This is a genomic window from Pseudenhygromyxa sp. WMMC2535, from assembly GCF_011083025.2.
In genome coordinates this window covers 327,947-349,254 of sequence record NZ_JABJWV010000001.1, presented here as the reverse complement: position 1 = coordinate 349,254, position 21,308 = coordinate 327,947, and the positions used below count along the sequence as shown (strand labels likewise).

16 protein-coding genes are annotated in these 21,308 nt (G+C 70.6%); 9 read left to right on the top strand and 7 right to left on the bottom strand.

The genetic code is table 11. The features are described 5' to 3' along the window. Positions 1-6 precede the first annotated feature (6 nt). Positions 7-1,200, bottom strand: coding sequence for a phosphatidylserine decarboxylase (locus G6O69_RS01300; RefSeq protein ID WP_172301703.1), 1,194 nt, complete (start codon positions 1,198-1,200; stop codon positions 7-9). A 437-nt stretch (positions 1,201-1,637) separates the two neighbouring features. On the opposite strand from G6O69_RS01300, the gene G6O69_RS01295 reads away from it, so the two are divergent. The 9 genes from G6O69_RS01295 (at position 1,638) to G6O69_RS01255 (ending at position 12,878) form a co-directional block, all read left to right on the top strand. Further along, complete coding sequence (locus G6O69_RS01295) at positions 1,638-2,723, top strand: DNA adenine methylase (RefSeq protein WP_255215671.1); 1,086 nt, start codon at positions 1,638-1,640, stop codon at positions 2,721-2,723. 33 nt (positions 2,724-2,756) lie between these two features. After that, positions 2,757-4,073, top strand: coding sequence for an AAA family ATPase (locus G6O69_RS01290; protein ID WP_172301702.1), 1,317 nt, complete (start codon positions 2,757-2,759; stop codon positions 4,071-4,073). A 4-nt stretch (positions 4,074-4,077) separates the two neighbouring features. Beyond that, entirely contained in the window at positions 4,078-5,616 is a 1,539-nt protein-coding gene (locus G6O69_RS41815; RefSeq protein ID WP_172301701.1) for a sigma factor-like helix-turn-helix DNA-binding protein, read from the top strand. 109 nt (positions 5,617-5,725) lie between these two features. Continuing rightward, positions 5,726-6,265, top strand: coding sequence for a hypothetical protein (locus tag G6O69_RS01280; RefSeq protein ID WP_172301700.1), 540 nt, complete (start codon positions 5,726-5,728; stop codon positions 6,263-6,265). A gap of 1 nt (position 6,266) precedes the next feature. Next, on the top strand, positions 6,267-8,498 hold the full coding sequence (gene mrdA, locus G6O69_RS01275; RefSeq protein ID WP_172301699.1) for a penicillin-binding protein 2: 2,232 nt from the start codon (positions 6,267-6,269) through the stop codon (positions 8,496-8,498). 11 nt (positions 8,499-8,509) lie between these two features. Next, entirely contained in the window at positions 8,510-9,637 is a 1,128-nt protein-coding gene (rodA, locus tag G6O69_RS01270; RefSeq protein ID WP_172301698.1) for a rod shape-determining protein RodA, read from the top strand. 12 nt (positions 9,638-9,649) lie between these two features. Next, positions 9,650-9,919, top strand: coding sequence for an SDR family NAD(P)-dependent oxidoreductase (locus tag G6O69_RS01265; protein WP_172301697.1), 270 nt, complete (start codon positions 9,650-9,652; stop codon positions 9,917-9,919). Positions 9,920-9,961: 42 nt separating this feature from the next. Next, complete coding sequence (locus G6O69_RS01260) at positions 9,962-10,216, top strand: hypothetical protein (protein WP_172301696.1); 255 nt, start codon at positions 9,962-9,964, stop codon at positions 10,214-10,216. Positions 10,217-10,580: 364 nt separating this feature from the next. Further along, the gene (locus G6O69_RS01255) at positions 10,581-12,878 is read left to right on the top strand and encodes an amino acid permease (RefSeq protein ID WP_172301695.1); all 2,298 of its coding nucleotides are present in this window, start codon (positions 10,581-10,583) and stop codon (positions 12,876-12,878) included. Positions 12,879-12,882: 4 nt separating this feature from the next. Here G6O69_RS01255 and G6O69_RS01250 read toward each other — a convergent pair whose 3' ends face one another. From G6O69_RS01250 to G6O69_RS01225, 6 genes are all read right to left on the bottom strand, one after another. Further along, complete coding sequence (locus G6O69_RS01250) at positions 12,883-15,765, bottom strand: hypothetical protein (protein WP_172301694.1); 2,883 nt, start codon at positions 15,763-15,765, stop codon at positions 12,883-12,885. Positions 15,766-15,881: 116 nt separating this feature from the next. After that, complete coding sequence (locus tag G6O69_RS01245; RefSeq protein WP_172301693.1) at positions 15,882-16,277, bottom strand: DUF4150 domain-containing protein; 396 nt, start codon at positions 16,275-16,277, stop codon at positions 15,882-15,884. 17 nt (positions 16,278-16,294) lie between these two features. After that, the gene (locus G6O69_RS01240; RefSeq protein WP_172301692.1) at positions 16,295-17,020 is read right to left on the bottom strand and encodes a DUF3540 domain-containing protein; all 726 of its coding nucleotides are present in this window, start codon (positions 17,018-17,020) and stop codon (positions 16,295-16,297) included. A 2-nt stretch (positions 17,021-17,022) separates the two neighbouring features. Continuing rightward, positions 17,023-18,108 carry a pentapeptide repeat-containing protein gene (locus tag G6O69_RS01235; protein ID WP_172301691.1) on the bottom strand — a complete coding sequence of 362 codons (1,086 nt, stop codon included), beginning with the start codon at positions 18,106-18,108 and terminating at the stop codon, positions 17,023-17,025. Beyond that, on the bottom strand, positions 18,105-20,765 hold the full coding sequence (locus G6O69_RS01230) for a DUF2169 domain-containing protein (protein WP_172301690.1): 2,661 nt from the start codon (positions 20,763-20,765) through the stop codon (positions 18,105-18,107). Before G6O69_RS01230 ends, G6O69_RS01235 begins: the two co-directional genes overlap by 4 nt. Continuing rightward, positions 20,762-21,301, bottom strand: a complete 540-nt coding sequence (locus tag G6O69_RS01225) for a DUF3592 domain-containing protein (RefSeq protein ID WP_176396551.1) — start codon at positions 21,299-21,301, stop codon at positions 20,762-20,764. The genes G6O69_RS01230 and G6O69_RS01225 overlap by 4 nt, the downstream gene beginning before the upstream one ends. Positions 21,302-21,308: the final 7 nt, after the last annotated feature.

Sequence of the window (21,308 nt, the reverse complement as noted above, 5' to 3'; positions counted from 1 at the left end):
GCTGCGTCAGCTCGCAGTTTTGCAGCTGGCGATGGGCGTGCCGTAGCGGCGGTAATCCGTGTTCTTGTCGATCTCTGGGTGGGTCTGGTGCTGAAAGAGCACGATGATGTCGGAGCCGCCGAACACGAAGTAGCCGAACTCGTCGCCCTTGAGGCAGCTGGTGTCGGGGGTCGCCGTCATCCTCACCGAGGAGACCTGCGCCATGCCGACGGGCACGACGGCGACCACGCCGAGATCCCCGTAGGGAGAGCCCGCGGTGTCGATGGTGAGCACGCCCCTGGCCTGGTTGAACTCGTAGCCGCCCTGGGCGCTGTCCGGCGCGTCGAACTGGCCCGAGTTGATGTCGACGTCGAGGTAGACCTTGCCGCTGATCGCGTAGGACTCGACCACGCGCCCGGCCACCGGCGTGTGGAAGCGGTGGTAGGAGTAGGGCCCGAGGAAGTAGTGGACGAAGGTCCCGTTGGCGAAGGCACCCGCGTAGCGGCTGCCCTCGAGCAGCTGCTCGACGTTGGCGTAGCTGTGCGTGCCCTTGACCCGGATCGCGTCGATCTCCGAGTTGGGGCCGATGTGATACTTGGCCTTGTAGGTGCAGTCTGCGGGGCAGACCGCCACGGCGTTGTTCATGGGCTCGGCGATCGGGCGCAGTCCCGGGTTGAGCTCGCGGGCAAAGAACTGGTTGAAGGTCAGCCACCCGCTCGGCGAATTGGGGCGATCCCCGATCATCGAGTTCCTGACCTCGTAGCGGGGCGAGTTCTCGAGAAAGGAGGCCAGCTGGGCGGGGCTGAAGGACGCGGTGGTGTCGAGGAAGTCGCCCCAGGCGTCGGCGTAGGCCACCAGCCACTCGCTGAACCATCCGACGCTCTCGACGATCTTGCCGCCGTCCACGGGTTGATCGATTAGATAATAAAAATGGCACAGGCGGTCATAGACCTCCTGGTGCTCCTGCGTCCCCGGCTCGAGCCAGGCCGGGTCGCTGCTCTCGACGGGCGGCCAGCAGGCGAACCACTCGAGGTAGGCGAGGTACTCGCCGTAGGTGACCGGCCACTTCAGGGCCGCGAAGAGCTTGGGATCGAGCTGCTCGGCGGCCTTGCTGCGGGCGACCCGAAGCGAGCTCTCGAGCAGGAGAGGGAAGCCTTTGTGGGACTGAACGAGGACCTGCAGGCACGCGACGGCGGGGTTGGACGATAGATTGGTTGTCATGGTTCTAGCTCCGACGAGGGCAGTTTATGTATTTGCAGATATTGGTTCAATGAGAAGATGTGAATGGTGAATTGTTTTTGAATATGGCTGGAAACAGTTTGTTTATCATGTCTTGTGATTGGGTAGATCGTGGAGGAACCCTGCGACGCACCCGGGGGTCGTGTCGGGTTCCTCCTCGGGCGCGTCCAAACTGATTGCCGCCTCGCGATGTTGCACGAAGCGCCACGGCCCAAGCTGGGTCGAGCGGCTCGAGCGCGCCGAGCACTCGAGCGAGCTCGCTTCGCCCTGTCCTCGCGCAGCTCGCCGCGCTCGCTCCAGCTCGCCTGCTCAGCTCCTCGTCGCGCGGCCTGTTTGCGTCTGGCTCGCCCTCGCGCCGCTGTGCGCAGCTTCGAAGCCCTTCCGCCGTCCCCGCTGAAATTCCCTGGAATTCCGCTAACATGCGCCACAAGACGATGATCAAGTACATCGGCTCAAAGCGCACCTTGCTGCCCGTGGTCCTGCGGGCGGTGGACGCGGTCCCCGACGCCGCCACGGTCCTCGATCTCTTCTCGGGCACCTCGCGGGTCGGGCACGCGCTCAAGGGCGCCGGTTACCGAGTGCTGGCCAACGACCACAACACCTACGCGGCGACCCTGGCCCGCTGCTACGTGGCCGCCGACCGCGACCGCCTCGAACGCGACGCGAACAAGCTGATCGCCGAGCTCGACGCGCTGCCGGGGGAGCCGGGCTGGTTCACCCAGACCTACTGCGAGCAGGCGCGCTTCTTTCAGCCGCACAACGGCGCCCGGGTCGACGCGATCCGCGATGCGATCGCCGCCAAGGAGCTCGAGCCCGAGCTCGAGGCGGTGCTGCTGGTCTCGCTGATGGAGGCGGCCGACCGCGTGGACTCGACCTGCGGGCTACAGATGGCCTTCCTCAAGCAGTGGGCCACGCGCTCGCACAAGCCGATGCGCATGCGCCTGCCCGACATCCTGCCCCAGGCGGCGCGGGGCAAGGGCGAGGCCCACCAGCGCGAGGCCCTCGACGCGGCCCGCGAGCTCGAGGTCGACGTGGCCTACCTCGACCCGCCCTACAACCAGCACAGCTACCTGAGCAACTACCACGTGTGGGAGTCGCTGGTGTTGTGGGACAAGCCCGAGGTCTACGGCCTCGCGCAAAAGCGGGTCGACTGCCGCACGCGCAAGAGCCCCTTCAACTCCAAGCGCAAGTTCCACGCCGCGCTCACCGAGATCATCGCGGCGGTCCGCGCCAAGGTCCTGCTCGTGTCCTTCAACAACGAGGGCTACATCGACCGGCCGCAGATGGAGGCGCTGCTGTCGACCCGCGGGCGGGTGACGGTGCTCAGCCACGACTACAAGCGCTACGTCGGGGCGCAGATCGGGATCTACAACCCCAGCGGCGAGAAGGTCGGCGCGGTCAGCCACCTGCGCAACCTCGAGTACCTCTATGTGGTGGAGACCGAGGGCCACGAGGGGAGGGTGGCGCTGGAGGTGGAAGAGGCGCCGCAGGAGGCGTCGGAGTAGGCGGCCTGTGGGCGCTGGTGTACCCTGATGGTCATGCCGGAGTCTGTCCGCGCGACCTCCGTGGAGGAGGCCTTCGATGCCCTCGATCCCTTCGCGCTCGTCGGGCCTTCGGACCCCTTCTTCGCGGACTTCGAGGCGCTGCTGCCGGCGGAGCACTACGGGGTCTCGGCCAAGCTCAAGCGCCACTTTCGCTCGATCCAGACCCTGGGGCGCTGGCAGCACGTGGGGATCGTCGGGCACAAGGGCACGGGCAAGACGACGCTGGTCCGCAAGGCCATGGGCGAGCTGCGCGACAAGGGCGTGATGCCGGTGCAGATCAACGCCCAGCTCGCGGTGGATCAGGGCGGGTTCACCTTCGCGGACCTGATGTTGATCATCGCGCGGGCGGTCATCGCCTGCCTCGAGGAGCAGTCGATCGCGCTCGCCCCCGAGCTCGTCGACAACGTCTATCACTGGTTCTCGGAGGAGCTGCTCGAGGAGCAGCAGCGCCGCGAGATCCTCGGGACGCTGGAGGGCTCGGTGGGCGCCGAGAACAAGCTCGCCTTGCTCGCCGCGTTCTCGGCCAAGGTCACGGCGGCGCTCAAGTCGGGGACGGAGTATCGCAAGGTGATCCGCAGCCGAGCGGAGCGGGATCCCCAGGCGCTGGTGCGCCATGTCAATTTGTTGCTCGACGGGGCGCACGCCGCCTTGGCGGCGCGCAGTCAGCAGCTGTGCGTGATCCTCGACAACCTCGAGAAGATCCCCAACCGCGCGCTCATCGACGAGGCGGTCCTGCGGCGGGCCGAAGAATTCCGGGCGCTGCGCTGCCACCTGTTGTTCTTCTTCAGCCCGGCCGATCACTACTCTCCGCGCACCGTGCAGGCTGGCCAGGCCTTCTCACTGGTCACGGTGCCCGTGCTCCCGGTGCGCTTCTTGGGCGACCCTCCGCAGATGGTTCGGCCCGAAGCCAAGCGGGCCATCGAGCGCTTGCTCGACGCCCGGGTGATGCTCGACAAGGTGTTCGCCGACGTCGATGGCTGCCTCGAGGCGCTCGCGCGGCTGTGCGGCGGCCACGTCCGCGACCTGCTCACCTTGACCCGCGCGGCCGGGGAGATGGCCGAGCCCGAGCGGATCTCCGTGGCGCAGATCGAGCGGGCGGCGCGGCGCATGGCGAGGGAGCGCGCGGTGCTGATGCGCCCGCAGGACTGGCCGCGGGCCGTGGAGATCAGCCGCACGAACCTGGTGGAGAACCGCGACGAGGACTCCCACCTGATCCTCCACTCTTGCGTGCTCAACTACGACGGCGATCCCTGGTGGGACGTGCACCCCGTGTTGCGTGACGACCCGCGCCTCGTCGCCGAGGGGGGCTGAGCGCGTGCGAGAAGAGGACGCCGAAGGCGACGCCCTCGAGCTCGATCGTCTGGTCCGCTTCATGACTCGAAGCGGGCGGCCCTTTGGCCTCGCGCTGGCGACCTACGCGGACGCGCGCGTGGCCGAGGCGGTGCGCGAGCAGGCGCGCGCGCGGGCCAGCGGGCGGCGAAGCGTCACCCTCGAGCTCGGGGAGGTCGCCGACGATCTGGTTGCGGCCTTGGCCACGGCGAGCGCGAGGGCGGAGGTGGTGTTCCTCGTCGGTCTCGACGCGCTGTCCACCGATCTCGAGGGGACGAGCGCGCAGACCCTGGCGATCGTCAACCTCAACTTGCGCCGTGACGAGCTGCCGGAGCTGCTCGCGGCGCGGGTCGTGCTGTGGATCGCCCGCGAGGGGCTGGAGCAGCTCGCCTCGCTGGCTTGGGATCTGCTCGAGGTCATGCTGCTGCGCTTCGACTTCCAGGCGACGCTGGCCGCGAGTGAAGAGGGAGCGCCGACGCGCGGGGGCCCCGAGACGCGCGCGAAGCTGTCGGGCTGGGCGGCGCCGGTGCTCGACGAGGACGAGGGCCAGGGGGAGGCGCGAGTCGAGTGGCTCCTCGATGTGGTCAGGGCGGCCGGGGATACCGGGGCACCAGCGACGATCGCCGACGCGAGCGCGAGCGCGGGGCGGCTGCTCGCTGGGCGTGGACGTCTGGAGGAGGCCGAGCGCGAGCTCGAGCGCGCCGCGGCGTCCTACGAGGCCGCGGGGGCGGTGGCAGAAGCCGCGCGTCAGCGCCTTCGGCTGGCCGAGGTGGCGAGCGTGCGGGGGGCTCGAGCGCAGGCGCGAGCGCAGGGCGAGCGGGCCTTGGACCTGGCCACGCGGGCCCTCGATGGCAGCGAGGATGCTCGCCGCGAGCAGCTCCGGGCGCTGATCCTGCTCGCGGAGCTGGACGCGGGGGAGCGATCGAAGGCGAGCGACTCGCTCTGCTCCGATGCGCAGCTGCTCGAGGCCTGGCGAGGCGGGGACCTCGACGCGGCCCGTGAGCTGATCGCACGTCATCTCGAGGCGCTGCGCCGCTATTTTCGTGCGCGGGTGGGGGAGGGCGCCGAGGTCTCGGCCACGCTCGTCGAGGACACCTTCTCGAGCCTGTTCGCGGGGGGGCAGCAGCGGCTCTACGACCTCGCCCGGCGCGTGCTGGCGCAGCGCTACCGCGGCGAGGCCCAGGGAAGCGCGCTCGACTTCGCCTTTTTCGATCGCAGCGCCTTCGATGCGCAGACACGGCCTCGGGTTCGGGCGATGGGGCAGACGCTCTCGCAGGCCTTCGAGCGCCTGGCTTTCGACGAGCAAGATCTCCTCGGTCTGCGCTACTTCGAGGGGCTCTCGCTCGCGGACTTGAGCGCGCTGGAGAAGGTCCGCGAGGGCACCGTCCAGGCCCGGGTGAGCCGCGCGCTGGCTCACCTCGGGGAGCTGTGCCAGGAGATCGCTGGCTCCGCGGCCGTCCCCTCGCCCGCGCGGCTCGAGGGGGAGCTGCGAGCGCTAGCGGCGTCGCGGGGCCGCCTCGAGTGACTCGTCCGTGATCTGACTCGCACGGGAATCTCCCCGCATCCTCGCCCGTCGCCGGCCGTCGCCCGCGCATTTCGACTTTTGCCCCGGGCTGCCTAAGATTCCTCCGCCCATGCTCTTTCGCGCCCTCGCCTACATCGCGCTCGGCTGGCTGCTGATGGCGGCCGTGGCCGGCTTGGGGCACGTGTTCGCGCTGAGCGTGATGCTGCCCTCGACCACGGCGGTGCTCCTGGTCCACCTCGCCTTCGCGCAAGAGGGCGAGCTGCCGGCCAAGCTCGCGGTGGTCACGGTGCTCGGCTACCTCGAGGACCTGCACCAGGGCGCGCCCATGGGCACGCTGATCCTCGCCCATCAGCTTGCCTTCCTCGCGCTGCATTGGGGCGCGGGGCGGCTGGCGCTGCACGGCTGGCTGTCGCGCGCAGCGGCTGCGCTGGCGGCCGTTGGACTGATCGACATCGCAACCTGGGGCACGCTGATGGTCCTCGCAGACTCCATGCGGATCCCCCGGGAGGCGCTGCTCGACGGGCTGTGGCAGGCGCGCTGGCACCTCACTGCGACCTTCTTGGTGGCCCACCCCGTGTGGCTGCTGACCGACCGCGTGCTCGAGCGCCTGCGCTTGCAGCCCAAGCCCAGCCCCCAGGAAGGCGCCTGACGTGAGCGACGACGGCGATCGCAAGGTCATCCACAAGGGCCGGGCGGGCTTCGACGGCGCGGAGTTCCGGGCCGCGGCCGCGCGCCGTCGGGCGCAGCTCGGCGGCAGCAAGGGCGGGGGCTCGGAGGGCGGCGGAGGCGGCCGCGCTGGGGCCAGCCGCGAGCTCACCCGGCGCAGCCCCGACGACGACGTCCGCGTGCTCAAGCCGCGGCTCCAGGCCTTCGTGGTCGTCGGCGGGCTGCTGGTGCTCGGGCTGATCGTCCGGCTCTTTCAGCTCCAGATCCTCGAGGGCGTGCACTTCGCCCGGCGCGCCGAGGACAACTTCATCGACACCATCGACGTCGAGGCCCCGCGCGGGCGGATCTTCGACGGCAAGGGCCGGCCGCTGGCCACCAACCACGCCACCTACGCGCTCTACGTCACGGCCATCCCGCGCCGGCAGATCGAGCCCGAGGATCGCAGCGAGGAGCCCAAGGTGGTGCGCGAGCCCATCGTCGATCAGCAGATCATCGAGCTCGCCGCGCTGATCGACTTCGTCGACGAGGTCGATCGCGAGCAGTTCGTGGCCAAGCTCGAGCGCCTGCGCGAGGACGAGCGAAACGGCCGCTACGCCGTGGTCGTGCGCAACAACTTGTCGTGGGAGGAGAACGCGCGCATCCAGACCCGGGGCTTCGACACCTGGGTGGAGATCCGCGAGTCGGCGCGGCGCTACTACCCCGAGCGCGAGCTGACGGCCTTCGTCACCGGCTTCATGCGAGAGATCGGGCGCGAGACCCTCGAGGACTCGCGCTACGGCGACTACCGCCTCGGCGACCGGATCGGCGTCACGGGCATCGAGCGCCAGTGGGAGAACTACCTGCGCGGCCGCCTCGGCCAGCGCTCGCGGGTGGTCGACTCCGTCGGCCGCGAGGTCGCCGAGCCGCCGCCGGCCGCCGTCGAGGCCCTGCCCGCGGACCGCGAGCCGATCCCCGGCCAGGACATCTACCTCAGCCTCGACCTCGACCTCCAGCGCGTCGCGGCAACGGCCCTGGCGGGCGAGACCATGGAGGGGGAGATCGGCGAGAGCCTGTCGATCGAGGGCATCAAGCGCGCCGGCGGTGTGGTCGCGATGGAGGTCGACACCGGGCGGATCCTGGCCATGGTCTCGGTCCCGGCCATCGACCCCAACGTCTGGGAGGGCCGGATCACCCGGCAGCAGTACACGGACTGGCTGTCCTCGCCCTTCAAGCCCTTCGTCGACAAGACGGTGCAGGAGAACTTCTTCCCCGGCTCCACCTACAAGGTGGTGTCGGCCCTCGCCGCCCTCGAGGACCCCAACTTCGACCCCAACGAGACCATCGAGTGCGACGGCTACGTCGAGTACGGCGGCCGGCGCTTCACCGAGGCCTCGGGCCACCGCCACGGGACCATCGACCTCGAGCAGGCGATCGTCGAGAGCTGCAACGTCTATTTCTATCACCTGGCGATCGACAAGGACCTGACCTTGGCGCGCATGGAGGAGGTCGCGCGTCGCCTCGGCCTGGGTGAGCGCACCGGCTTGGGCATCAACGCCGAGGTCCCCGGGGTCATCCCCACCGAGGCTTCGGAGGCGCGCCAGGGCACCTTCCAGCGCGGCGTTCGCCTCAACTCGGCCATCGGCCAGGGCAACGTGAAGGCCACGGTCTTGCAGATCGCGGTGCTCTACGCCGCCCTGGGCAACGGCGGCTTCGTGGTCACGCCCTCGCTCGTCGATCGCGTGGTCACCTCCGACGGCAAGCTCGTGCTCGAGACCTCGCCCAAGTACAAGTCCGACGAGCCGGTGATCGCCCCCTTCGACCGCGAGCGGATCCACCGCGGCCTCGTGGGCGTGGTCAACACCGAGCTCGGCACCGCCTACAGCGAGCGCCTCGAGTCGGTGACCGTCGCCGGCAAGACCGGCACCGCCGAGGTCGGCATCGAGCGGGTGCCCGACGAAGAAGAGATCATCGAGGGCTGGGACGTGACCAAGGACCACGCGTGGTTCGCTGGCTACGCGCCGGCCGAGGACCCCGAGATCGTGGTCGTCGCCCTGGTCGCCCACGGCGGCGTGGGCGCTGACGCCGCGGCGCCCATCGTGATGCGCGTCATCGATCACTACCTCGGCTCCAAGGGCGCCAAGAGCGAGGCCGAGCGCCCGCGGGCGCCGGGCGTGCCGCCGCCGCTGCCCGGCGAAGCGGCCCGCCGCCGCGAGGCCGAGATCGCGGAGGGGCTCTAAAGAGAATCGCCATGGCCAACGAGCTGATCACAGGACCGCAGACCTGGTGGACGAGGATCCGTCGCTCCGTCGACTGGATCGTCGTCACCGTGGCCATCGGCATCGCGACCTTGGCGCTGATCAACCTCAACAGCGCCGAGGGCGGGGACTGGAGCGGGCCGCTGGTCCGCGACCAGCTGCGCTTCGTGGCCATCGGCACGATCTTGATGTTCGGGGCCGCGGCGATCGACTACCGCGTCTACTACCGCGCGGCCTACCCGATCTACGCGATCGGCTTCGGCTTCGTGCTGCTCGTGACCATCGTCGGCACGACCACCAACAACGCCACGCGCTGGCTCGACCTGGCCTTCGTGCGCTTTCAGCCCTCGGAGCTGATGAAGCTGGTCCTGGTAATTGGCCTGGCGCGCTATCTACATTGGTTGGCGCGCAGGGAGTCACGCCGCACCCTGGTCGGCACATTGTTGTTACCGGGGGCCTTGGTGCTGGTGCCCGCGTTCTTGGTCATCAAGCAGCCCGACCTGAGCACGGGGATCATCTTGATCCTCATCGCCATGAGCGTGCTCGCGGTCACCGAGTTCGACCTCAAGACCCTGCTGGGGCTCACGGCGGCCGGCGTGATCAGCTTCATGGTCGCGTGGTCCTTCTTCCTGCACGGCTACCAGACCAAGCGCATCGACGTGTGGCTGGACCCGGAGTCTCACCCCGACGAGGCCTATCAGATCATCCAGGCGCGCACGGCGGTGGGCAACGGCGGCTTCTTTGGCCGCGGGGTCGCCCAGGGCACGCAAAACGTGCTCGACTTCGTGCCCTACAAGGAGTCGGACTTCTCCTTCGCGGTGTTCGCCGAGGAGTGGGGCTTCGTGGGCTCGACCATGCTCCTGGCGCTGTACATGGCCCTGGTGCTGTGGGCCGTGAACCTCGCCTCCCAGGCCCGGGACCGCTTCGCGGCCTGCCTGTGCGTGGGCATCGGCGCGATGTTTCTGTGGCACGTCGTGCTCAACATCGGCGTCGTGCTCGAGTTCTTCCCCAACACCGGCCTGCCGCTGCCCTTCTTCTCCCACGGCGGCTCGAACGTGGTCACGATGATGCTCGGGCTGGGGGTGCTGATGTCGGTCAGCCGCTCCCGCAAGTGGCGCTGAGGAGCGATGACCATGGCGAGCTTCGCGGATCGGGTCGCCTTCGTCACCGGCGCGGGCTCGGGGATCGGCCGCGCGATCGCGGGGCAGCTGCTCGACGCTGGCGCCCACGTGGTGCTCGCCGAGCTCGACGAGCGGGCCGGCCGCGACGCGCGAGACGAGCTCTCGGCCCGGGGGCCCGTCCGCCTCGAGCACCTCGACGTCGCCGATCGACGGCGGGATGACCCGCAAGGTGATCTCCGTCGAGTAACCGGCTCGCGCAGAGGCTGCGCGGCTCGGCTCTGATCGCTCACACGGGAGGCGGCGCCACCCTGATACCATCCGCCCATGTCGCGCGCGGCCTTCCTGGGACTCGGTGTGTGCATCGGACTGCTGGCCAGCTTGGCCTGCGATCGCAAGTGGGACTTCGAGTGCACGGCGGTGTGGGTCGACCGCAAGGGCGCCGAGCTCTCGCGCGAGGTCTACAGCTACCCGCAGATGGCGGACGAGCGCGGCGCGACGGCCCGCTGTGAAAAAGAGATGCTCGAGGCGCGGCCGCGCGGCGGCAAGTCGGCGACCTGCCACTGCGTCGGTCAGGACTAGCTCCTAGGAGCCCGTGGTGAAACCCAACACGACACCTCGCTTGGTCCTTCCGCCGATGGCGTTGTCGCCAAAACTTGCAGTACGCCCGGTACATCGGCGTTTTGGCTTCGCGCCCTCGACGAAAATCCCGGCGCGAGGAGCCGCGCTGGGTTCCACCACGGGCTCTAGAGCGGCGATCAGTTTGGAGGCGCGCTCTCAGGTGCGTCTGGGCGGTCTCGTGGCGAGGAGCGAGGCCGAAGCTGTGGTGGACCCACTGCGAGCGCCGAGCGACAAAGACCACGGGGCCGCCCAGATGTGCCTGAGAGTGTGAATTCAAACTGATTGCCGCTCTAGCAGCCCGTGGGCCCCGGACGCCCGAGTCGCCATGTCTGACACCGACACCTCGTCTCCTCCTGCGCTCGCCACTGGTTGTGCCCCGGACGCGGCCCCGGATCCGTCTCCGGGGCCGGCTGCGTCGACGGCTTCGGCCGCGGTCGCCTCGGCGATCAAGACCTACGGGACCTTCGCCGGCGTGTTCACGCCGACGATGCTGACCATCCTCGGGGTGATCATGTACCTGCGGATCGGCTGGGTGGTCGGCAACGCCGGGCTGCTCGGGGCCGTGGGCGTCATGGCCGTGGCGATCGGGATCACGACCTCGACCGGCCTCTCGCTCTCGTCGATCTCGACGAACACCCGCCTCGGCGCGGGCGGGCCCTACGCGATCATCTCGCGCTCCCTCGGCCGCGAGATCGGCGGCTCGGTCGGCGTGCCCCTCTACCTCTCGCAGGCCCTGGCCGTGGCCATGTACATCTTTGGTCTGCGCGCGGGCTGGCAGTGGATCTTCCCGGATCACCCGGCCCTGGTCATCGACCTCGTGGCCTTCGCGGTGGTCTTTGCGATCGCCTTCATCAGCGCCGGCCTGGCCTTTCGCGTCCAGTACGTGGTCATGGCCCTGGTCCTCGCCTCGCTGGTCGCGATCGTCGCGGCCCCGGGGGTGTGGACGAGCGAGCAGGCGCTCACGCTGTGGGGCAGCTACCCCGGCAGCCCCAGCGAGGGCATCGAGGGCGCGGACTTTTGGGTGGTGTTCGCGGTCTTCTTCCCGGCCGCGACGGGGATCCTGGCCGGCGCCAACATGTCCGGCGAGCTCACCAACCCGCGCAAGAGCATCCCCCTGGGCACGCTCAGCGCCATCGCAATCAGCGCGGTCGTCTACCTCGTGCTCGCGCTGTGGGTGGCCAAGGCGGCGAGCCCCGACGAGCTGGTCTCCAACTACATGATCATGATCGACCGCTCGCTCTCGCGGCCGGTGGTGGTCGCCGGGCTGCTCGGCGCGACCTTCTCCTCGGCGCTCTCGTCCCTGGTCGGGGCGCCGCGGATCCTGCTCGCGCTCGGCCGCGACGACCTGCTGCCGCGCGGGGAGTGGTTCGCCAAGGTCTCGGCCAAGGGCGAGCCGCGCCGGGCGATGCTGGTCACCGGGGCGATCGTGCTCGTCGGCCTGGTCCTGCGCGACCTCAACATGATCGCGCCGCTGATCAGCATGTTCTTCCTGATCACCTACGCGGTGATCAACATCGTGGTGCTCGCCGAGTCCAGCCTCGGGCTGACCAGCTTTCGCCCGACGCTGCGCCTGCCCAAGCTCGTGCCGCTGTGCGGGACGCTCGGCTGCATCTTTGCGATGTTCATCGTCAACCCGACCTTCAGCCTGATCGCGGTCGGCCTGGTCTTGACGATGTACCTGTGGATGCTCAAGAGCGGCATGGGTCGGGGCGGGGCCGACGACGTGCGCAGCGGCTTCTTCGTGGCCTTCGCCCACTGGGCGGCGACCAAGGTCGCGGATCTGGGGATCATGCACGCCGCCCGCGGCTGGAAGCCCAACTTGCTGGTCCCGGTCCGCGACGCCGCGACCTTGCGCGGCGAGTATCGGCTGCTGCGCGCGCTGTGCCACCCCGAGGGCTCGGTCAAGCTCCTGGGCATCGCCACGCGCGAGACCGTGGAAGACCTCAGCGGACGGATCGACGCCCTGGCCGGCTCGCTGCGCCAGGCCGGGGTGTTCACCTCGGACTCGGTGATCGACTCGACGGGCTTCGAGACCGGCGTGGTCGCGGGGATGCAGGCGCTCGGGAGCGCGTTTTTTCGGCCCAACTTGCTGTTCTTGGACCTCCCCGACGGGCCCGCGCACCAGGCCGAGCTCCCGAGCCTGCTGCTCGAGGCCCGGCGCCAGCGCGTGGGCGTGATCGTCTGCGCCATGCACCACGAGGCCGGGAGCGGGCGCGAGCAGGTGGTCAACGTATGGCTCGACCTCAGCGCGCAGGGCAGCTCGATCGCCGAGGTGCTGACCGAGGGCAACAGCCACCTGGCGCTGCTCTTGGCCTATCGCCTGGCCCGGGCCTGGGAGGCCGAGCTCAACATCGTCGGGACCATCTCTCGCGCCGAGGACGAGGCCAGCGCGCGGGCCCAGGTCGATGAGATCCGCGATCTCGCGCGGATCCCCGCGACCGGGCGGACCCACATCCTCGTCGGCGAGATCGAGGCGGTCGCCCACCTGTCTCCGCAGTCCGACTTCGACATCATCGGCCTGCGCGCTGGCGACGACCTCGCGTTCATGAACCGCATGGTCGAGGCCACGCGCTCGTCGTGCATGTTCACCCTCGACTCGGGCAACGAGAACGTGCTGGCCTGAGCGCTCAGTAGCACTGCCAGTTGGCCTCGCCGCCGGCCCAGACGTACATCTCGCCGCTGTCGCCGAGGTTGAGGCCAAAGCTCTCGCTGAGCTGGAACAAGAAGGTGCCCATGGGCTCGGGCGACTGGATCCAGATCGGCTCACCGAGGGCGTAGCCGTCGCAATTGAACAGCAGCTTGCGCAGCTGCTGGAGCTCGGGGTTGTCCGTGCGCCGGGCGAACACGCCGCCGGGGAGGTCGAGGGGGACGATCGCAAAGGGCCGCGCCTCGGGGTGCAAGGCGCCCGGAGCGGCGCAGGGGACGAGCTCGCTGTCCTCGACGAGCTCGTCCTCGTGGCGCTCGCCCAGGAAAAAGGAGAGCGTGCGCGCGCCCTCGTGCCCCGCGAGGGCGGCGAGCTCGGGCGCGTCCTGGAGGTCGATGGTGAGCACGTGGTCCATGGGCTCGCCCGCGCGCAGGGGGACCTCGACGCCCGCGGGGGGCGGCCCGTCGTAGCAGCTCAGGCTACCGTCGCGCGGCGGGCTCAGCTTGGCGTAGAGGTCGAAGGCGTAGACGCGCCGGTGGTCGCGGCCGGCCTTCGCCAGGCGCTGCATGGTCTGCAGCGAGGTCTCCTTGGCGAGGCCCTGGGCGGCGCCGAGGGCCTCGACGGCGGGCGGCGGAAACACGGACTCGAGCTGGCCCAAGAAGGTTCGGTCGCCCTGGCTGATGGCGATGTGGCGCTCGAAGAGGGGCAGGGCCGCGTCGCCGAGGCGGGTGACGGCCTGCTTGACGAGGCCGAGCGCGCGGATGTCTGCGCGGCGCTCGATCACCGTCTTCACGGCGAGCTCGTGGACGCCGGGATCCTCGACGAAGCTGGCCACCCACAGCAGCTGCTCGGGCCGGGAGGCGGGCGCCTCGGCCTCGAGCTGGTCGCGGACGTGGCGGGCGAGGGCCTTGGCGTCCACGGCCGGGAGCACCACGGTCAGCGCCTCGCACAGCGAGTGCGAGAGCTCGTCTCGGTCGCCGAGCTCGAGGCGCGCGAGCAGCTCGACGTCGATGCGCTCGCCGTCTCGGGCCGCCTGAAGCAGGGCCAGCGGAAGGGCGTCCGCGATGCGCTTCTTCTGATCCCCGGCGCGCGGGCTGTCGAGCTCGCGCAGCAGCGTGGGCAGGGCGGCCAGGCCCGGGAGCGCGAGCCACATGGGGGAGAGGTAGGCGTCGTCGGCCGTGAAGATCTTCGCGTAGCTGTCGGCGTCGAAGCGCAGGGATAGAGGGGCCGCGGCGCGCGAGGACATGCGCGAGTCGAGCAAGCGCGCGGCGAGGGCGTCGACGCGCGCGTCGCCGAGGGCCGTGAGCGCGCGGCGGTAGCGGGGGACGGCCTCCTCGCCCGTGCTCAGCGAGGGGTTCATGGCCAGGAAGTCGAGCAGGTCCTCGGCGCCCGCGGGGACCTGGCCGGGGCTGCGCGCCATGGCCACGGTCAAGAAGCGCTCGAAGCCGCCGCCACGATCGTCCTCGGGCACGGCCATCAGCGCGGTGATCAGCGCTGGCCCGGCGTCGCCGCGGGCCTCGATGAGCGCCTCGAAGCTCGCCGCGTCGAGGTCGCCTCCGTCGGCGCGCATCAGGGTCTTGAGCAGGGCGGGGAGCTCGAGCTCGACGAGGACCTCGTGGACCAGGCTCGCGTCCCGCCAGCGGTGCCGGGCGACGCCGCTGCGCAGGGCGTCGCGCCAGGTCTCGGCGTCGAGGGCCCGGGCGATCGGGGCGGGATCGAAGACGCTCTGCTCGGGGTAGGGCTCGCTCGTCTCGACGTCGTCGATGTGCTCGGGGTAGGCCGTGGACGCGATCTTGGCGAGGCCTTCGACGAGGGCTTTGCGAGCCTCGCTGGGGACCTCGTCGCCGCGCAGCGCGAACACCAGGCACACGCCCAGGCGCACGTTGCCGTGCATCTGGGGCAGGCGCTCGCGCAGGCGCTCGCGGTCGGCGTGGTGGCAGAGCACCGCGATGCGCTGGAGCGACTCGCACCAGTTTGGGATCAGGTAGTCGGCGCGGTAGCCCCGGCCAAAGAGGGGCGAGAGCTTGCCGGGGATCTGGCACAGCAGGTCGAGGGCGGCGTCGAGCTCGAAGTCCGCGGGCTCGTCGGCCAGCAGACTCCAGATCCCGGGGTCGTGGCCAGCGTCGATGAGCTCGTGGCGCGCCATGTACCACAGCAAGCGCGTGCGCTCGTCGTGGGCGACCGCGTCGCGCAGGACGTCCTTGTGCCTGTAGCCGCTGACGTCGCGGGCGCGGCCGAGGGCCCTGGCGAGGCGCTGGAGCTGGACCTCGTCGACGCCGGGGAAGGGCGGGCGAGGGGCCCGCTCGGGCGCCTCGTAGCTGGCGAAGGCGGCCTCGGGCACGCTGACCGCGGCGTTGTGGCGCAAGGTCTCGGCGAAGTCGGCCGTACCCGTCCAATTCCTCGCGGCCCAGCGCGGGGCGCAGGCCGGGTGGAGGTAGCCGACCGCCTCGCGCATGCGCCCGTTGATCTCGACCTCGTGCTCGATCTCGACGCGGACCTCGCCCTTGGCGATGGCTTCACCGCACTCGGCGCAGCTCGCCCGGGAGGTCGGCGCCAGGCTGGCGCTGGGGTAGCGCGGGTAGCTGACACCCGGGCTGGCGTCGGCAGCCGCCGCGGCCTTGGAGGCCTCGGCGATGGTCGCCAGCAGCTGCTCGCGCTCGGGGAGCTCGCCGGCGTAGCTCGACAGCGCCGCCGCGAGCTCGGCGGGCAGCTTGGTCGCGGCGCAGGCGAGGTGGTGCCAGCGATGGCTCGTGCCGTACTCGCTGTCGTACTCCACGCCCAGGCGATGCTCGCCCTTTTTGATCTTGGCGCCGCAGATGCGACACGCGGCGCGTCCTGACTTGGCGATCTCGATCAGCTGCCCCATGCGAGGCACGATTGCACGAGGCGCGGTCTTTTACATGCGCTCGGCGCGTGAGCTGGGCCGCTGACGAGCGATGATTGCCCAATTGGATGTCGCCGAGCGCGACCCGGCGGCCGCCCTCAAGGCGCGAGGATCAGCACCTTGACCTGGCTGGGGACGACCCGGGCGCCAGGGCAATTTGTCGAATTTTGCAGCGACATGCTCGTCAACCGGGTCGCGGGCATGCTCCCGACCAGAGTCGTGAACGAGGCGGTGAGGTGCCGCGAGGGGCCCATGACCATGCCCGAGGCGACTCCCATGGCCACGCCAGCGTTGTCACCGTTGGTCAGCGGGACGGTGGTGCTCATGTTGTGGGCGGGGGTGCACATGAACATCACGGTGAGCGCCGGCGGGACGCCCATTGGACCGGTGGCGATGTTCGGGTAGGGGATCGGCACGGGGCCGGCGGGGCTCGGGGTCAGGCAGACATCGGGGAAGCCGGTGTCGAGGCCCATCATCTGCGAATTGCCGTACATCGTCGCTGGTCCTTTGATTATCCCAAGTGGATCTGTCCGCCGTCGAGCTTGACGACCTCGCGGCCGTTGATCACGGTCCGCTCCGATCGCAGGTGGACGTTGTTGCCCGCGCGCAGATCCACCTCTTCGGCCTGGGTGTGGTCGACGCCCGCGATCACCCGGGTGCTGTGCTGGCTGTGCTGGGTGAAGCGCGAGACGAGCAGCTCGACGGCCTCGCCCACGTGGGTCAGCTTGGTCAGCGAGGCGAAGGCCGAGCGGATGATCGCGGCGCACTCGTCGAGGAAGAGGCGCAGCGAGCGGGACTGGAGCCGGGCCTCGTCTGCGCGCAGCTCGAGCACGCCGGGGGTGTGCAGCTCGACGCCCTCGCTGCCCTCGACGCGCACGCGGCCGGCCGGGGCGCGCAGGGTCAAGCTCGCGCCGCCGGGGCTCGAGATCACCGCCTCGGCCGCGGCCGCGCGCTCGAGCACGGCGAGGACGTAGCCGCCGGGGTCGTCGTCGGCGGTCACGAGCAGGACCAGGTCGCCGACGCAGGGCTCGAGCAGGCAGCTGGTCGCGGGCTGGACCAGGCGCGAGCGGCCGCCCTCGTCGACGAGCAGGGCGTCGTCGGTGATCGCCTGGACTCGGGCGAGGCGCTGGCTCATGGCCGCGCCCAGCGAGGCCGAGGGGGCGCGGCTGCGGGCGGGCTGGGCCGCGTCGGTGCGGGCCTCGGCGGGCGCGGGCGGTGTCTGTGTGCGTGCGGACATGGTCAGTACTTTGGTTGCCAGCGCTCGGCGGCGGCGAGCTCCGGGTCGTCGCCCAAGGTCGCGGCGCGCCCGGGGATGAGCGCGCCGGCGTCCTGGACGGCGTGGAGCCTGGCGCGGAAGACCTGCGCGCCGCTCATGTCGACCTCGCGGAGGTCGGCCGACGAGAAGTCGGCGTAGCTCAGCTGGGCGCCGATGAAGCGGGCCGTGGCGCAGCGCGCCCGGTGGAAGATGGACTCGCGCAGGTCGGCGCCCGAGCAGTCGGCGCCCTCGAGGATCGCGTCGGGGAACAGGGCCTGGCGCAGCTGGGCGTGGCGCAGCGAGGCGCCGCTGAGGTCGGCCTCGGTGAACATCGCGCTGCGTAGATCGGCGTGGGAGAGGTCGGCGCCCTGGAGCTTGGCGGTCTGGAAGTTGCTGCGCTCGAGCTTGGCCGCGCGCAGCTTCACGCCCTGGAGGTCGGCGGCGATGAACTGGCAGATCCGGGCGTCGAGGCCCTCGAAGCTGGCGCCGGCGAAATTGGCCTCGGAGAAGACCACGCGCTCGAGGCGGGCGCCCTCGAGCTTGGCCGCGCGCATGTCCGCGCCGATCAGCAAGCTGCCGACGAGGGTCGTGGCGCGCAGGTCGAGGCCGGCGACCTTGCAGTCGAGCATCGAGAAGCCCTCGAGCTCGGCCCCGGACAGGTCGAGGTCCTCGAGCTCGCCGCGGGTGAAGGTCGAGCGCCGCAGGTCCGCGCCGCGCAGGCGCAGGCCCGGGGCCTTGGCGCTGTCGACGGTCACCGAGCTCATCCGCGCCTCGCTGGCGTCGACCTCGGCGAGGCTCGAGCTCCTGAGCAGGGCCATGCGTAGATCGGCGCCGACCAGCGAGGCGCCGTCGAACTTGCAGGTTGCGAAGATCGACTCGCGCAGGTCGGCGCCGTCGAGCTTGGCGCCGCGAAAGTCCACGGCCTGGAACTGTCCCCCGCAGAGCTTGGCGCCGCGCAGATCGAGGCCCGCGACGACAACGTCCTCGATGAACTCGCCGGCGGCGATCCTGGCCTGGAGGGTGGCGGCGTCGAGGCGCTCGCCGGCGATCTTTTTTCGGACCTCGCTCATTGGTCGCGCTCCACCGCGGGCTCGTGGTAGCGGGGGTTGATCCGCACCTTGGTCAGCAGCGCGTCGTCGAGGCGCACGCGCTCGTCGCTGCGGACCCGGGCCATGTCGGCGGCGTAGAGGTTGGCGCCGCGCAGGTCGGCGCCGGTGATCGTCGCGTGGGTGAACACGGCCTGCATCAAGTTTGCGGTGAGCAGCGAGGCGCCGTCGAGATCGGCGCGGACGAAGCGGGCCTCGCGGGCGAGGGCGCGGTAGAACTTGGCGCCGACCAGCGAGGTCGACGACAGGTCGCTGGCGTCGAGGCTCGCGTGGCTGAAGTCTGCGCCGTCGAGCTTCTGGCCGCGGAGGTTGCAGCGGGGCATGGTCGCGCGCACGAAGCTGGCGCCGTCGAGGGGGCAGTCCTCGACGAAGGCGACGCTGTCGAGGGTCGCGTCGTCGAACTTGGCGCCGCTCGCCGGGCAGTTGATGAACGCGCCGCGGTGGATGTGGATGCCCGAGAGGTCGACGCCGCGCAGGTCGACGCCGACGAAGAGCACGCGCTCGAAGCGAGCGCCGCACAGCCGGGTCCCGCGGACCTCGGCGTCGCTGAGCACGAAGCCCTCGGCCTGGACCTCGCTGGCGTCGACGGCGATCAGCTTGGCCGCGTTGAGGTTGGCCTTGGTCAGCTTCGCGCCCGAGAGCTGCGTGCGCTCGAGGTGGGTGCCGACGAGGGTCGCCGACTCGAGGTCGATCGCGCGGGCGCTGGCGTCGTCGAGGCGGGCCTTGCCGAGGTTGGCCTCGCGGGCGCTGGCCCCGTCGAGCTTGGCGCCGCGCAAGTTGGCATGGGCGAGCACGGCCTTGTCGAGCTTGGCGCCGCGCAGGTCGGCGCCCGAGAAGTTTGCCGACTCGAACCAGGTGTCGGAGAGGTCGGCGCCGCGCAGGTCCATGCCCGAGAAGTCGCCGCCGGTCAGGTTGAGCTCGCTGACGCTGCGCCCGGCCTCGAGGTACTTGCGCAGGCAGACGCGGGCGTCCTCGAGGTCCTCCGCGGCCATCGCCGGGGCCGGCGGCTGGGTGTGGGCGCTGAGCAGGTAGGTGCCGCGCAGGGTCTGCTCGCCCTGCTTCCAGCTCGCGTAGAGCTCGTCGTCGGCGAGCATCTCCTCGATCTCGTCGTTGATGTAGCCCTGGCTGCGGGACTCCATCGCGATGAGCTCGAGGGCGCCGCGCTGGGTCGCGGCCGAGAAGGTAGGCGGGCCCGTGGGCGTGGCCTGCTCCTCGCGCAGGCCCTGGGCGTCGAGGCCGTCGACCTTCATGGCGTCGAGCTCGGCCTCGACCTCGGCCTGGCGGGCGAGCTGCTCGGCCTCCATGGCCTTGGCCTGGGCCTTGGCGGACTCGATCAGCGCGGGGATGTCCTTGGGGTCGGGGGGCGGCGCGGGCGGATCCGGCATGCAGGGGCCGTGGACGTCGGGGTCCAGGCCCTGGGCGGCGACGAAGGCCCGCGCGGCCTCGGCCTCGCGGACGCGCCACTTGTGCAAGTTGGCCTCGAGCAGGCCCTCGCGCGACTGCATGACCTCGTCGAGGGTCGGCTCGCTGGCCTCGGCCTGGCCCGGGGGCACGAGCGGGGCGTCGTCGAGGGCCGCGAACACGCCCTCGTCACGATCGAGGCGCGCGGCGAGGACCTCGGCGTAGTGCGCGGCCGGGCGGGGCGCCGCGAGGGCGTCCGCGCCGATCATCAGGTGGAGCACGTCGCTCGCGTCGTCGGTGGCGATCTCGATCGAGCCCTGGAAGATCAGCACCGCCCGCTCGGCGTCGGGGAAGAACCACAGCGTCTGGAGCGAGAGCGGGACCTCTTCAAAGGCCTCGCGCGTGGCCTCGCCCTCGGTGATCGCCCGGGTGATGAAGCTGCGCGCCTGCCAGCGCGGCAAGCTCCCGACCAGGCGCGGCTTGTCGGGGTGGAGGTTGATCAGCTCCCAGTCCTCGCCGCCTCGCCACCAGCCCTCGCGCTGCTGGTCGCGCGGCGCGATGTTGTGCACGCCCCAGTCGACGTCGGCGGCGAAGCCGGGGAAGAGCTCCTCGAGCCAGCGCTGATCGTAGGTCCCCGCGAGCGCGCTGCGCTGCGGCCAGCTGATGTCGATGGCGCGCAGACCCGCGGGCTCGACGTCCTGGTCGGCGGCGTCGATCAGCGCCCGCGGATCCTCGACGTTGGGCAGGAGCACCGCTGGCTGGCCAATGAGCTCGACCTCGGCGCGGCCGCGGCCGAGGGGGTTGCGCGGGAAGTCGGGCCCGCCGTAGGCGCGATCCCAGGCCAGGGGCAGCTCGGTGAAGGGCTGGGCCGCGCTGGGCTGGGTGCGGCCGACCCAGTAGCGGTCGCCGCTGACCTGCAGCTGCTTGCTCAGCGGCCCCACGCGGACGCCGACGGGCAGCTCGGGCACCGCGACCCCGCCTGGCGCGTAGGCCGAGCCGTGGATCAGATACTCGCCGCAGGCCTTGGGGATGCCGACGTCGAGGGCGCCCTCGGCTCCGAGGCGCTCGCCCGCGAAGGCCCACATCGCCGCCTCGGGGAGCAGCCGCGGGGGCTCGTCGAGGGGGATGAAGGCGAGCACCGAGACGCCCATGTAATAGCGGCGCTGGTGCTCGAAGCAGCGGTTGAGCACGCTGAGCTTCGAGGGCTTGAGGACCTTCAAGGTGTCTCGCTCTTCTCGGCGGGGGTCGGGGCGGGAGCGGGAGCGGGAGCGGGCTCGGCGGGCGCTGCCGTGTTGGCGGGGGCGGGCGCAGCAGCGGGGGTGTTGGCGGGCGCGGGCGCGGGCTCTGGCCGCTCGATGATCGGCCCGACCAGCGCGACCTGGGTCGGATCTTTGGGGTCGAAGCGTATGCGGACCTGACCGCCGACGCGGTAGTTTTGCAGCGCGACCATGGAGATCGGCGTGACGATCTGCGCGCGGTAGGGCTTGCCCTCCTCGGGGTGGACCTCCACGGTCATTGCGACGATCGGGTTGTCGTTGGCGCGGTCCTTGGTGTCGCGCATCACGAGCAAGGTGGCGACGGCGTCCTCTCCGTTCTCCAAGATCTGATACTCGCGCCAGCCGTCGAGGATGAACGGCCCGGCGAGCAGCGCGAACACCCCAAACACGAAGGCGAACAAGATGCCCAGCCCGAGGCGCTTGAGCCCGGGCGGCGTCGGGGGGAGGTCCTGGCGGGGAGTGGGGCCTGGAGCGGTCATGGTGTGT